A 13,468-nucleotide genomic window follows, 5' to 3' on the forward strand; every position below is an offset into this window, starting at 1 on the left:
TCACTACAAAATAGAATTGCCGACATGATACCTGCTCCACAAAAACTCGTCCTCGACACCAACGTTTGCCTCGACCTGTTCGTCTTCAACGACCCGCGCTGGGCGGGCCTGCTGGCGGCCATGGAAAGCGGCGCCGTGCACGCCATCACGCGCGAAGATTGCCGCGCGGAATATCTGGTCGTGTTGCATTACAAACATCTGCCGCTCGATGAAGCCAGCCGCGCCGTTGCCGCCGCCCGCTTCGACGCCCACATCAGCGTCGTGGCGCCGCCCGTCTCCGGCGTGCGCCTGCCCGTCTGCACGGACAAGGATGACCAGAAATTCCTCGAACTGGCGCGCGACGCCAACGCCGACATCCTCATCACCAAGGACAAGGCCCTGCTGAAACTGGCCCGCAAGACGGCCAAGGCCGGCATGTTCAAGATCATGGTGCCGGAAGGCTGGGCATTGCCAGGCTGAGCCGCCAAAGCCCCGCACGCAACGGGGCGCGCTGCGCTAGAATGGGACACGATTCCACTTTTCGCACCGCGCCCCTACCGTTCATGAACAGCCCGTCCCTGCCCAACACGACTCCCGCCCTGACCACCCGCTTGCCTCTCGTGGGCACCACCGTGTTTACCCGCATGTCCAGCCTGGCAGCCCAGCATGGCGCCGTCAACCTGGGCCAGGGGTTTCCCGACTTCGATTGCGCGCCTGGCCTGGTCGACCGCGTCAGCGACGCCATGCGCGCCGGCCACAACCAGTATCCGATGATGACGGGCGCCGCGCCCCTGCGCGAAGCCATCGCCGCGAAGATCGCCAGCTTGTACGGCCACAGCTATGACGCGGGCACGGAAATCACCGTCACGGCCGGCGCCACGCAGGCGCTGACCACGGCCGTCCTGTGCTGCGTGCATCCGGGCGACGAAGTCATCGTCATCGAACCGGCCTACGACAGCTATCTGCCCGCCATCGCGCTGGCCGGCGGCGTGCCCGTGCTCGTCTCCATGGAGGTGAGTGAACAGGGCTACAGCGTGCCGTGGGACAAGCTGGCCGCAGTTGTCAGCAACAAGACGCGCCTGATCATCATCAACACGCCGCATAACCCGACGGGCACGATCTTGCGTCCCGCCGATATCGCCGCGCTGGCCGACATCGTGCGCGGCACGCAAATTTTGATCCTATCCGACGAAGTGTATGAGCACATGGTGTACGACGGCGTGCCGCACGCCTCGCTGAGCCGTAATCCGGAACTGGCGGCGCGCAGCTTCATCGTTTCCAGCTTCGGCAAGACGTATCACGTGACGGGCTGGAAAGTCGGCTATGTAGCGGCCCCGGCCGCGCTGACGGCGGAATTTCGCAAGGTGCACCAGTACAACGTGTTTACCGTCAACACGCCGATGCAGCACGGCCTGGCCGGCTACATGGCCGACCCGCAGCCCTACCTGGACTTGCCCGCCTTTTACCAGCGCAAGCGCGACTTGTTCCGCGACGGCCTGGCGGGCAGCCGCTTTACCCTGCTGCCGGCCGACGGCACGTATTTCCAGTGCGTGCGCTACGATGCCATTTCGCAAGAGACCGAAGCGCAGTTCGCCGAATGGCTGACGACGCAAATCAAGGTGGCCGCCATTCCTGTCTCCGCGTTTTATGCGCAGGGCAAGGAGTCAAGCATCGTGCGCTTCTGCTTTGCAAAAAAAGACGAGACCTTGCGCCTGGCGCTCGAGCGCCTGCGCAGCATATAACCGAGCACTGAGCATGGCTTCGCTGCGGCGGGGCAAAGGATGACAAGCATGGTACAGCGTCGCATCGGCCCGGCCGACCTGGTTCCTGGCGAACCCCTGCCCTGGGATCTGTTTCTGGCTGACCATAGTGCCGGCCCACAACTGCGCAAGGGGCAGATCATCACGGACGGTGCACAACTGGGGCGGCTAATGCAGCTGGGCCTGTATGTGGGCGCGCCGGACCAGCCGTCCGTCTTGCGTCTGCTCAACGAGGCGGCGCAGCGCCTGGAGCGCTTGCTGTTGGCCTTGCGCAGCGAAAACAATGCCGAGCGCGACGTGCGCGACATCGCCCGCGAACTGCTGCGCGCGCTTGAGCACGATGCCGATATCGCCCTGGCCAGCATCCTGCTCAACCAGATCGCCGGCAGCTACGCCGTGCGCCACTGCATCGAAACGGCCTTGCTGGCCATGCTGGTGGGACGCAGCATGCACAAGTCCCACGACGAATTGCTGTTGATCGGCGCGGCCGCGCTGACGATGAACGTGGGCATGCTGCGCCACCACGACAGTTTCCAGGACCGGCGCGGCCCCCTGAACGACGAAGAAATGCGCATCGTGCGCCAGCATCCGCAGGAAAGCACGGAACTGTTGCGCTGCGCCGGCGTCGACGACGAGGAGTGGCTCAGTTGTGTGCTCTTGCACCATGAAAACGACGACGGCAGCGGCTACCCGCAAGGGCGCACGGCCGACGAAATCCTGCAAAATGCCAAGCTGATCGGCCTGGCCGACCGCTATTGCGCCCGCGTCTCGGCGCGCAACTACCGCCGCTCCATCGTGCCTGACCAGGCGCTGCAGCACATTTTCCTCGACCAGGGCGTGCCCATCGACCCCTTGCTGGGAGAACAGTTCGTCAACCTGCTGGGCAAATATCCGCCAGGAACGTTAGTGCGCCTGCGCAGCGGCGAACTGGGGGTGGTGACGCAACGGGGCGCCGGCCACGTCCACCCGCTCAGCGACCCGCTGGGTGCGCCGCTGGCCGCCGCCCAGCTATCGCAGATGACGCCGCGCGATACGGGCGACAGCCAGTTCGCCATCGTTTCGTCGCTGCATGAAGACGATGCGGGCGTGCGCTTCAGCATGCGGCATGTGTGGGGGGATGAAGCGAGGTTGTAGCGTTTATTCCCTGACGGCGCATCGGTGGCAGCGACCACTCTCTGTTGAAAAAATCCACGATATTACAAGGTACTCAAGCTCCTGGCCGCCATGGCAGTGAAATTGTCATTTCGATGCTTTCAAATACGCCCGCAATCCATGCGTCAGGATAAAGGGAAACACGCTCGCATGGTCTTCATCCTCGAACACGCGCAGGCGCGTCTTCAGGCCCGGGTACTTGTGCGATTTCAGCTTGCCGTCGAACTCGCGCAAGTCGGCCAGCATGTCGGCATCTTCCTCCGAACGCGAACGCTTCTTGCCCGGCGCCAGCTTTTCCAGGCCGCCGATGCCGAAGAACACGGATGCAGGAAGATCCTTGTGGCTGGCGGCATACGCCTGCTCGCGGTCGAACATGACGCCGGCGTCGTACCACAGTGACGGACTGCCGAGAATGTAATGCTCGAAAGTGCGCGGTTCGGTCAGCAGGAATTGCAGGCCCAGCAGGCTGCCATAGGAATGGCCGATAAACACCTTGCGCTGCATGTCGACGCGATAGTTACTGGCGATGAAGGGAAACACTTCGCCCGAAATGAACTGGCCATACGCCTTCGCTTCGCCGAACGCCGGTTGCCGTCCCGGCATGTCCGAGCGGTAGTCATGCTTGCGCGGCGTGGTGGGCGTATAGTCGCGCCGGCGGCTATATACCCCGCCATCGCCGTTGGCGTACGACAGGCCGACCACGATGACTTCTTCCATTCCGGCATGCTTGTTCAGGCGCTGCGCGATATTGCGCACGATGGCGAACGAGTAATTGGCGTCCACGACAAACAATACCGGATAGCGTTTGGTCCCCTGCCGATAGGAATCGGGCAAGGCGACATAGAGCTGGTAGTCCCGTTTCAGGGCTTGTGCACGGATGTCGCGCACTTCCGTATTTTCCAGCACGTAGCTGGCAGGCGGGCTGGCGGGCGCGGCCAGGGCATTGCTGGCCAGGGTGCTGCTGGCCAGGCAGCACAGGACGATGAGCAGATTGAGAGGCTTCAAGCTGGTTTCTTTCATTGAGGTAAAGTTACTTCGCCGCAGCCGCCGTCAGCTGCACCAATTTACGTTCGACAAACGCCTGCAGTTGCGGCGACAGCGTCTGCAAACCCTTGGCCCGCTCGAACGCCTGGCGCGCCTGGACCGGGTGGTTATCCGCTTGCAAGGCGATACCGAGACCCATCCACCAGACGCTGTTGTCGGGCGCCGTCTGCAGGGCCAGCTGGTAGTGCTCGGACGCTTCGCGGTAGCGCTGTTCGCGCTGCAGCACGCCGGCCAGGAAGGCGCGGTATTCGCCATTGTCGGCGGCGTACGGCAGGCTGCGCGTGAGGGTATCGAGGGCGGCCGCGCCGCCGTTGGCCTTGTCCAGCTGCAGACGGGCCAGCATCATGGCTTGCGCCGGCTGTTTCGGGTCCAATGCCAGGCTCAGCTGTAACTGCCGGGCCGCCTCGTCGGGGCGCTGCGCTTCGAGCAGCAGGCGCACCAGGGTTTCGCGCGCGCCCTGGTGGCGCGGGTCCAGTTGCAGGGTCTGCTGCAAGGCCAGCATGGCGTCGGAGACGCGGCCATCCTGCAACTGGGCCAGCGCGCGCCGGTATTCATTTTCCACGCGCTGCTGCGCAGTGACTTGCTTGCCGTCGATGATGCGCTCGCTGGCGGCCGGCACTGCCATCTTCACGACGGGCGCGGCGGCAGGCTTGGCGGCCTTTTCCGTGATGCGGCGCAATTCGGCGGGCCGCGCCGTGGCTGGCGCGGGAGCAACTTCCTCGGCCTGGAACACGGGCTCGGGTTCCGTCGCCGCGACGGGCGCCGCCGGGGCGGCCACCACCGGCGCTGGTACAACGGCAGCAGGTGCGGGAACCGGGATCGGAACCGGCGTGCTGGCCACATTGACCAGCATGGGCGGTACGGACGGGCGCTTCAGGTAGACCCAGCCCAGGGCGATGGCGGCGGCCGTCAGGCCGGCGGCGCCGCCAAAGACCAGCGCGCGCGAAACGCCCCGCTCGCGTTCGGGCACGGAGCGGATGCCGGCCGCGTCGCCGCGTCCATCGGGGGTGCCGCGCGCATCGAGGTCTTGCAACATCTTGTTAATCAGGCTCATCTACAGGCTCATCTTCGTCATCGGTTCAATAAAGTCCAGCTCACGGCACCGGCGGCGGCCAGCACGCCGGCGCCGGCCAGCCATGGCCACGGCCGCAGCCAAAAGCGACGCGGCTTGCTGGCCAGGGTGTCGCTGGCGGCCAGCGCCACGTGGCGCCCGCTGACCTGCTGCCGCCCTTCCCCATACGCCACCATCAGCGCCTTGTGCGCCATGATGTTGATCAGGCGGGGAATGCCGCCGGACGCCTGGTACAGCTTGCGCACGCCGCCACGGCTGAACAGGCGCGCGCCGTCGAAACCGGCCACGCGCAGGCGGTGCGCCACATAGAAATCCACGTCGTCGCGCGACAGCGGACCCAGGTGGTAGTGAAAGGTGATGCGCTGCGCCAGCTGGCGGATTTCCGGCAGGGCCAGCTTGACGTCGAGTTCCGGCTGGCCGAACAGCACGATTTGCAGCAGCTTGCGCTTTTCCGTTTCCAAATTCGTCAGCAGGCGCAGCGCTTCGAGGCTGTCGACGGGAATCGCCTGCGCTTCGTCCAGGCACAGCAGCACGCGCTTGCCCTGCGCCGCCAGGTTGAGCAGGCGCAAGTTGAGCGACTTGAGCAATTGATGCTGATCCGCATCTTTCTCCAACAGCACGTCAAGGTCGTCGGCCAGCGCCAGGATCAGCGAACGGGGCGGCAAGTTCGGATTCGGGATGTAGGCCGTGACGAAGTCCGGCCCCAAGGATTGCATGAACTTGCGGCACAAAAAGGTTTTACCAGTCCCCACTTCGCCAGTGATCTTGATGAAGCCCTCGCCATTGCGCGCCGCCACCAGCAAGGTGTTGAGCGCCTTTTGCGACTGCGGGCCGTTGAAGAAGAAACTGGTATCGGGCGTGAGGCCGAACGGCGCCTCGCGCAAGCCGAAATGGGCCTGGTACATTTAGCGCCGCTCCGACGGACGGCGCGGGTCGAGCGCCTCGATGCGCTTGCCCGAATCGAGCAAGTCCTCGTTCCAGCTATTGGCGCCATCGACGATGGTCGGCTTGATCAGCACCACCAGCTCGCGCTTCTGGATCACCTGCCCCGTGTTGCGGAACAACGCGCCCAGCACGGGAATATCGCCCGCTCCCGGCACTTGCGAGCGGTCCGCCGTGGTGGCTTGGCGCATCAGGCCGCCAATCGCGACGATGCGGCCATCCTGGCTGCGCACCATGCTGTCCATCTCGGACGTGCTCGATGCGGCCAGTGGCAGTTTCAGCGAACCGGCGCTGCCCAGGTCGATTTCCTTGCTGATGGTCGACACCTGGCTGACGGACGGGTGCACGTGCAGGATGATGTTGCCGTCCGCATCGATCTGCGGCGTCACGTCCAGCACCACGCCGGAAAAGAACGGCTGCAGGGTCACGTTGGGGCTGGTCGTCGCGCCGCTGGCCGTCGTGTTCGTCGTGGTCGACACGCCCGTCACGTAAAACTCGTCCGTGCCGATCTTCAGCACGGCCTTCTGGTTGTTCATGGTGGCGATGCGCGGACTCGACAGCACGTGCACGGAACCCTGCGATTCCAGGAAGGAAATCATGGCGGCGAAATTGGCCGTCTGGAAAGCCAGGCCGAACATGGAACCGGCCGCGTTGGCCGCCGAACTGAGGCCAAAGCCGCTGCTGGCCGTCAAGCCATTACCGGTGGTCATGTTGGGCGGCTGGCCGCCGTTGAACGGCAGCGGCGCCAGGGTGCCGCCCGGCTGGATGAAACCGGTCGAGATGCGGTTCGTGTGGCCGCTCTTGATCGAGGCGAACGAGGCCCAGTTGATGCCCGTCTGCGTGTTGTCGTTGAGTTCGACTTCGAGGATTTTCGCTTCCAGGATCACCTGGCGGTCGACGGACAGCTGCGTGGCCTTCAGGTACATGTCGACATTGCGCAACTCTTCCGGCATGGCGCGGATGACGATCACGCCCGACTGCGGACTCAGCACCACTTGCCGCCCCCCTTCGGTGCTGCCGACGATGGCTTCCAGCGCCGCTCTCAATTCCGGCCAGAAATCTGCCGTGGACGAAGTGGTCAGGTTGCTGCTGTCCAGCGTGCGGCCGCCCTGGCCGCCGTTGGTCTGCTGGTTCTGTTCGTTATTCTGGTTATTGCCCTGGCTGTTATTGCCGCTGTTGCCTGAACCTCCCGAGTTGGTCGAGCCCACCGATCCGACCGACGTCGACGAAACCCGCAGGTTGGAACTGCCACGCCGCGCACCCGTCAGATAATTGACATGGAACAACCGCGTCTGCATGGTCAGGGGCTTGATGTAGATCTGCGTGCCCTCGACCTTGTAGTCGTAGCCATACAGTTCGCGCACGGCGTCGAGCGCCTGGAACAGGGTCACGTCCTTCAGGTTGGCGGAAATCGTGCCGCCGATGTCGGGATGGACCAGCATGTTGTAGCGCGTGCCGGCCACGATGGAGGTGAAGAACTGGCGCGCCGGCACATTGTTGAAAGCCACGTTGAAGCGCTCGTCGAGCGCGGCGCGGGCCTTCGGCAATTGCTGGGCCAGGGCCGCCACGGGCGGCAGCAGCGCCGCTTCCACGGCGTCCGGCTGGGCCGCTGGCGCCGTGGTGGCCGCAGCGCCCTTGACGGCGTCGGTGATCGCATTGTAGGTGTCGCGCTTGACGGGCGCGACATTGCAGCCGCCCAGGCCCAGGCTGACGCTGATGACAGCCGCCATCGTACTGATCTTGAACATGCTCGCCTTGTGTTGATTGAGTTGCTTGGCCACTTCTTCTACTCCTGCTTGCGGCCGGTCTTGCGATCGGTCTCGTTGTCGGTCTTGTTATCGGTCTTGCTGTTCGGGTACAGCTTGAAGGTTTCCAGTGATTTGCCACGCCGCAGCACTACGGCCGTGTCGCGGATTTCCGTCACCATGGCGTTGCCCACCTTGCTGCCGACCTTGACCGTCTGGCCATCGATGACGGCCAGCCGGCGTCCGCCCGGCTGGGTGGAAATGAGCACCGATTGCAGTTGCGGCCGGGCCGCGACAACGGGCGCGGCGCTGGCGGGCGCCCACAGGGCCGCGGGCGGGCGCGTCGGATCATCGAGCGCCTGCGCCTGCGCGCCCGGCCATGCCAGGCTCAGCATCAGCAAAGGCGCCAGCAGCGCGGGACCAAAGGTCAGAGTGCGATCCATGTGTCGTCCATGCTGAGGGTGTGTAAGGTCAGGGTCAGGGTGGCGCTTGGATAAGTGGCCGCATCGAGGTGGGCGGCGCCCCAGAAGACACGGGTCGGCATCGCTTGCAGCGCCTGCATGTATTGCACCATGTCGGCATAACTGCCTTGCAGCACCACTTCCACGCCATGCTGGTGCAGCAACGGCGCCGGGGCCGGCGCCTTGGCGGCATCCGCCTTGGCCGCCGCGTCGCCGTTTTCAGCATCGGCCTGGTGGGCGCCGACTGCGCTGCCGGGCAAGGTTTTCAGCGACACCACGCGCAATCCCGCGTGCCGGCGCAGCAAGTGTTCAAGCAAGGTGACCATGCGCTCGGGTGCCACCAGGCCATGCTGCTTCTCGCGCAGCGCCCGCGCCAGGGACGCCGTTTCCGCCTGCAAGGCCACCAGGCGCATGCGCGCTTCCCGGTCGGGATCGGTGGCGTGGGCGAGCATGGTCAGCTCGATTTCCTTGTTCGTCGCGGTCAACAGGCTTTGTTTTTGCGCAATACTCGCCTCCAGCGCGGCGCGTTTCGCCAGCAGGGGATTGAAGCTCATGAAATAAAACACGAACAGGACGGCGGCCGCAGCGGCGCCAAACACCATCAGCCGCTCGCGCAGGCTGAGGGCGTCGAAGGCGGTGGCCCATTTCTTCAGCAAGGGCAGCATCAGCGTGTTCCTCCCGCAACAGGTTTGGCCGGCGTGACAGCACGCTCCGCCGACTGCAGGCTGAACGCGACATACGGCAGGCTGGCCGCCTTGCCGTCAACCACCGCCCCGGCCGGCTGCTCGGGCTGGCCGATGTCGAGGCTGGCGAAGCTCTTGCCTTTGAGTACTTCCTGCTGGCCCAGGCGCGTGATGTAGGCGGGCAGCAGCGACGCATGCAAGGCGCGGCCCTGCAAGCCGAAGTCATTGCCGGCGCCGGCGATGTCCACGCCCGTCAGCCATACGCCGTCGACCCTGGCTTGCGCCAGCGCGCGGAAATAGCCGGCATAGCCGAGGGTATTGCCCAGCTTGCCACTGTCCAGCACGCTTGACGCGTCCTGCAGCAACTGGCGCTGCGCTTCGACGGCCGCCAGTTCCTGTGCCAGGGCCGGATCTTTCTTGCGTGGAGGAAAATCGCGCAAAATCTGGTCGCGCTTCGCCTCGACTTGCGCCAGCGCCGCCTTGACGCCCGCTTCGCGCTGTTCCAGGCTGGCCATTGCCTGCTGGGCCAACACGCCCAGGGCCAGCAAGACCAGCGCCAGGCCACCCAGGCCCAGGCCGGCCGTGCGCGCCGACATGTGGTGTTGTTTCAGTTCAAACTGGGGATTGAACAGGTTGATCTGCTGGCTCATGCGCCCTTCCCTTCGTGCTTGCCCGGGTGCAGGCCAACCTCGCGCAGGGCAGCGCCGATGGCCAGGAAGTAGCGCGCCTGCATGGCGGGGTCGTGCAACTCGACGGCCTGAGAAAAGTCCAGCACCGTGGCCAGGTCCAGCTGCTCGACGGGCATGTAGAGATTGTCGGCCAGGTAGGCGTGCAAGCCGTCGCTGGCGCCCGTCATCAGCATCAACCGGGCCAGCGAAATGAAATGAAACTGGCGGTCAAAGTGATCGAACGAGCGCTGCAGTTCGAGGGTGACGCGGTCGTAGTACTGGCTGGCGTCGGGCGACTGCAATTGCGTCAGGGTCACGTCGATGCGGCGCGCCTGGTACAGCTCGCCATTGAAGCTCATGGTCAGCAAGCCGCCGTCGCCATCGAAAAACAGCACGGCGATGCCGCGTCCCGGCGTTTCCAGCAAAGTGGCGATATTACGCTGCGCCATCTCAGGAATATCGATCACGGACAGGCCGATCTTGCATTCGGCGTACAGCGCCTGGCGGCGCGACACGGCGCTGTTGCGCGCAGCGACGGCAAACACGCTGCTGCCCCGCTGGGTGCCGTTCGGGTCGCCCGGAATGTCGAACACGTCGATGGTGGCGTCGGCCAGGGGAAAGTCCAGCATGTCCTTCAAACGCCAGCCCACGGCCGTCTTCAATTCCTCGCGCGGCACGGCCGGCGCTTCCAGCGACAGCAGCTGGTATTCGCCGCCGGCCAGCACGCTGGTGCAGTGGCGCGTGACCGCCTGCAACTCCTTGCCCAGTTTTTCCAGCACCTCGGCCGGCGCCGGCCGCGCGGCCGCCTGGTAGCTGGCGCCCCGCACACGCGGCATGCCGCCGCCGGAACGCTCGACAACGACAGCGCTGACGCCTTCGCGGCCAAACGCCGTGGCCAGCCAGCCATCGTACTTCTTTGCTCTTGCGAATAAACCCATGCGAACTATCCAGTGTAAGTGCCTGCCCGATCTTGTCGCGCAGTGATGCATCCAGCCAATTTTAATTCATGAAGCCAACTTTATTGTGTAAAAACAATAAATTAGCGATCTTTTTTGCACGCCGTTGACTTTACTGCGACAGCACGGCTTGCAGGCGGCGCTGGACGTAATCGGGGTTATTGCCCGGGTTCGGGCAGCCGGCAGGTCCAGGCTGGTTGCAAGCCGTGGCCGTGATGGTCCAGCTGGTCAAGGTGCCGGGCCCCGTGGCCGCGCCGCATCGCACGCTGACGCTGAACGGCGACAGGGTCGTGCCAGGTGGCAAACTGAACGTGGTGGCGCCGATGCACGCCGCGCCGGCGGTCAGGCCGGCGCTGATCTGCCGCTGCAACCCCCATTCGAGGCCCGCGCGGGCGGCCTGCTCGGCACGCACGCCCTGCACGTCCATCGCCGATTCCGTCTGCTGCAAGGTGGAGATATTCACCATCACGGCCGCCAGCGCGGCCAGCACCACGAGCAGGAAAATCGCCGTGACGAGGCTGAAACCGCGCATGCGGCCCGTGCGGTGGCGCAGCAAGCGCGTCATGGCGTATTCCTCGCCTGCACTTGTTGCACCAGGCGCAGCACGCCCGTATTGCTGTTCGCCGCGCCCAGGCTCAGGTCGATATTCACCAGGCCCCGCTGCACATTGGCCAGCACGGTATAGCTGAAGGTGCACGCCGTCACCTGGCGCGCCAGCAGGGCGCCATTCGCCGCCGCCAGCGGCGCGGTGCCCTCGACAACCGGCTGGTCGGCCTGGATGGTATAGCCGTCGTACCGGGTCAGGGTGCCGGTTTTCAGATTGCAGGCATACGTGACGGGCGTCGAGACCACCTGGAAACGGTTCGAGGGCGACGGCAGCGGCGCGGGGGCCGTCGTGAACGGATAGCTGCCCAAGGTGACGACACGGCCGGCCACGCCCGTCACTGGCGCGCGGTTGCAGCCGTTTGCCGGGCTGCACGCATACGCATTGTTCGGCGTGTAAACTCCGCCCACGTTGTAAACGACGATCTGGTCGCCCACGCTGATCGCCTGGCGCGCGCCCAGCGCATCGGCAGGCATGGCGCCGACGACGGTGAAGCTCGCCGGAACGCCAGCGGCGGGAGGGGTGTCAAAGCTCAGCACATTGCCCGGCGCGGCCGCATCGCTGTCGCTCAGGTAGCGCCCGCCCGTCTTGGTCAGCAGCAATTCCAGGAACAGGCCGCCGTTCGACACGCGCACGCTGTTGGGCAGGGCCAGGCGCACGTCGCGCGTCAGGCGGCGCGCCGCCGTATCGGCCGTGTCGGCCAGCGCCGCGCGCGCCGCGACGTCCATATAGCCTTGTACGGGCACGCGGATGAAGACGGCGACCATGGCGCCGATCATGCCCGTGATGACGATCACGATGACCATCTCGACGAGGGTAAAGCCGCGCGGGCGGCGCTGGACGTTAAGGAGATTTTTCATGGAATACTGTTCGGCGCATAGCGCACGCGATAGCCGTCGAGCACGATCTGCTGGTCGGCATACGGCACGACCACGCGGATATGCAGGCCCTCCGTCGCGGGCAAGCCGTTCAGGGCTACCGGAGTGATCGTTACCGATGCAACATATTTCTGGGGGGACCCGGCAGCCCAGACGGCGCCTTGGGCATCCGTCTCGTAGTCCGTGGCCGCGCCATACGCATTCACGTAATCGTTGACGTTATCGAAAGGCCGCGTCACGCCGCCCGCCTCTTGTCCGGCCACTTCCGGGATGGCGCAGCCGGCCGGGCTGGTGGCCGTTTCCGCGGCCGGGTCTTGCGGATCGCAATAGGTAAACCGCGCCAGCTGGATTTCTTCCAGCATGCCTTCGGCAATCGCCAGCGCCTGCTTGCGCAGTTGGGGGTCGGCGCTGTTCCGCGTCGTCAGGCTCATCACGCCGAGGATGGCGGCCGAGGCCAGGCCGACGATGACGATAAACAACACCAGTTCGATCAGGGTCACGCCGCGTTCACGCTGGCGACGCTGGCTAATGGACATAACCAGTCTCCCTTTCGACGATGACGTAGCGCTCCATGCCGTCGCCCTGGATAGTGATCGTCACTTGCGCCGGGAATGTCGATGCGGCAGGAAATACGTCGTCCGATGCATACGGCTTGCCCAGCGCGTCGAAATAAAATCCCGGCATGATGCCGGAGGCGCCGGGCATGGTCACGCTGGCCGGACGGCCTTCGCATAGCCAATTGCTCCCCAGGCAATACTTGACCGTTTCCTTGCTGCCGCTGTTGCTACCAGTGGGCGGCACCACCTTCTGGGCGGCGCTGCAATCGGCATCGAAGCACAGGCCCACTCTGTCGGCATTGATACTGACAAACACGGCACGGTTTTGCGCCACCGCCAGTTTTTGCCCGTAACGCACAATATTCGTCACCTGATCCGTAAAACTGCGCGCGTCAAACGTGTCGCGCTGGAAAAATCGGTTGACGGCAAAGGTCGCCAGCAAGCCCGCCAGCACCAGCACGGCCACCAGCTCGATCAAGGTGAAGCCACGCGCAGCCGTACGCAGCAGCCGGCGTGGCGGCGCTGCGTAGCGATGCGGAAAGACTGTCGGTGGCTGCAGCAATGGATGGCCCGTAAAAAAGCCCAACGGGCTGGCGCCTGGGGTTGGGCTGGTGGTGCGCAAGGAAGGCCGGGCGTGGCCGGGCTTTCCTTGCAGTGTGCTCAAAGATTACTTACACGTGGCGGCAGTTGCCGCACTGGTAACTACCGGTGCGACAGTCGCCGTTGGGGCGGGGTAGGTAACCGAGCATGTCGTGCGCGTTGCATCAGGGGTCACGACGAAACCCGCGGTGGTTGTGATCACATAATCAGGAGTGGCAATACCCGCAGCCAATCCAATCCCGGCGGCGTCGGCCGTAGGGTAGCCACCTACTCCGGTAATCGCCTGGCCTTCCATCTTCACCGTGTTGCCATCGGCAGGCGAACCGCTCACCAGCCACTGCGCATGGTACAGCGCCGCGCCCGCCTT

The 13,468-nt window shown here is 64.8% G+C and carries 15 protein-coding genes and 1 pseudogene; 3 read left to right on the top strand and 13 right to left on the bottom strand.

What is annotated here, in order from left to right; translation table 11 throughout:
- The first annotated feature begins 24 nt into the window (after window positions 1-24).
- From VM94_RS08485 to VM94_RS08495, 3 genes are all read left to right on the top strand, one after another.
- Window positions 25-459 carry a putative toxin-antitoxin system toxin component, PIN family gene (locus tag VM94_RS08485; protein WP_035819658.1) on the top strand — a complete coding sequence of 145 codons (435 nt, stop codon included), beginning with the start codon at window positions 25-27 and terminating at the stop codon, window positions 457-459.
- Window positions 460-542: 83 nt separating this feature from the next.
- Window positions 543-1,721: a pyridoxal phosphate-dependent aminotransferase gene (locus VM94_RS08490; protein WP_046683030.1), complete on the top strand. Its 1,179-nt coding sequence runs from the start codon at window positions 543-545 to the stop codon at window positions 1,719-1,721.
- Window positions 1,722-1,769: 48 nt separating this feature from the next.
- Complete coding sequence (locus VM94_RS08495) at window positions 1,770-2,873, top strand: HD-GYP domain-containing protein (protein ID WP_052755647.1); 1,104 nt, start codon at window positions 1,770-1,772, stop codon at window positions 2,871-2,873.
- A 105-nt stretch (window positions 2,874-2,978) separates the two neighbouring features.
- Here VM94_RS08495 and VM94_RS08500 read toward each other — a convergent pair whose 3' ends face one another.
- From VM94_RS08500 to VM94_RS28920, 13 genes and pseudogenes are all read right to left on the bottom strand, one after another.
- Window positions 2,979-3,896 (bottom strand): alpha/beta hydrolase, encoded by a 918-nt coding sequence (locus VM94_RS08500; RefSeq protein ID WP_235432876.1) that lies wholly within the window; start codon window positions 3,894-3,896, stop codon window positions 2,979-2,981.
- Between the two features lie 25 nt (window positions 3,897-3,921).
- Window positions 3,922-4,989 carry a tetratricopeptide repeat protein gene (locus tag VM94_RS08505; RefSeq protein ID WP_046683032.1) on the bottom strand — a complete coding sequence of 356 codons (1,068 nt, stop codon included), beginning with the start codon at window positions 4,987-4,989 and terminating at the stop codon, window positions 3,922-3,924.
- 17 nt (window positions 4,990-5,006) lie between these two features.
- Window positions 5,007-5,912 carry an ExeA family protein gene (locus VM94_RS08510; protein ID WP_046683033.1) on the bottom strand — a complete coding sequence of 302 codons (906 nt, stop codon included), beginning with the start codon at window positions 5,910-5,912 and terminating at the stop codon, window positions 5,007-5,009.
- A complete protein-coding gene (mshL, locus tag VM94_RS08515) occupies window positions 5,913-7,697 on the bottom strand; it encodes a pilus (MSHA type) biogenesis protein MshL (RefSeq protein ID WP_046683148.1) in 1,785 nt (594 codons plus the stop codon).
- A gap of 38 nt (window positions 7,698-7,735) precedes the next feature.
- Window positions 7,736-8,137 (bottom strand): hypothetical protein, encoded by a 402-nt coding sequence (locus VM94_RS08520; RefSeq protein ID WP_046683034.1) that lies wholly within the window; start codon window positions 8,135-8,137, stop codon window positions 7,736-7,738.
- On the bottom strand, window positions 8,122-8,820 hold the full coding sequence (gene gspM / locus VM94_RS08525; protein WP_046683035.1) for a type II secretion system protein GspM: 699 nt from the start codon (window positions 8,818-8,820) through the stop codon (window positions 8,122-8,124). Before gspM ends, VM94_RS08520 begins: the two co-directional genes overlap by 16 nt.
- A complete protein-coding gene (locus VM94_RS08530; RefSeq protein ID WP_046683036.1) occupies window positions 8,820-9,488 on the bottom strand; it encodes a hypothetical protein in 669 nt (222 codons plus the stop codon). Before VM94_RS08530 ends, gspM begins: the two co-directional genes overlap by 1 nt.
- On the bottom strand, window positions 9,485-10,444 hold the full coding sequence (locus VM94_RS08535) for an agglutinin biogenesis protein MshI (RefSeq protein ID WP_046683037.1): 960 nt from the start codon (window positions 10,442-10,444) through the stop codon (window positions 9,485-9,487). The genes VM94_RS08530 and VM94_RS08535 overlap by 4 nt, the downstream gene beginning before the upstream one ends.
- 130 nt (window positions 10,445-10,574) lie before the next feature.
- On the bottom strand, window positions 10,575-11,027 hold the full coding sequence (locus VM94_RS08540; protein WP_046683038.1) for a hypothetical protein: 453 nt from the start codon (window positions 11,025-11,027) through the stop codon (window positions 10,575-10,577).
- The gene (locus VM94_RS08545; protein ID WP_046683039.1) at window positions 11,024-11,926 is read right to left on the bottom strand and encodes a prepilin-type N-terminal cleavage/methylation domain-containing protein; all 903 of its coding nucleotides are present in this window, start codon (window positions 11,924-11,926) and stop codon (window positions 11,024-11,026) included. The genes VM94_RS08540 and VM94_RS08545 overlap by 4 nt, the downstream gene beginning before the upstream one ends.
- A complete protein-coding gene (locus VM94_RS08550; RefSeq protein ID WP_046683040.1) occupies window positions 11,923-12,480 on the bottom strand; it encodes a type IV pilus modification PilV family protein in 558 nt (185 codons plus the stop codon). Before VM94_RS08550 ends, VM94_RS08545 begins: the two co-directional genes overlap by 4 nt.
- Entirely contained in the window at window positions 12,470-13,009 is a 540-nt protein-coding gene (locus tag VM94_RS08555; RefSeq protein ID WP_046683149.1) for a prepilin-type N-terminal cleavage/methylation domain-containing protein, read from the bottom strand. Before VM94_RS08555 ends, VM94_RS08550 begins: the two co-directional genes overlap by 11 nt.
- A gap of 159 nt (window positions 13,010-13,168) precedes the next feature.
- Window positions 13,169-13,468 (bottom strand): annotated as a pseudogene (locus tag VM94_RS28920) (hypothetical protein); the annotation flags it as partial.

This window comes from Janthinobacterium sp. KBS0711 (assembly GCF_000988085.1).
In the GTDB taxonomy this organism is placed as follows: domain Bacteria; phylum Pseudomonadota; class Gammaproteobacteria; order Burkholderiales; family Burkholderiaceae_D; genus Janthinobacterium; species Janthinobacterium lividum_E.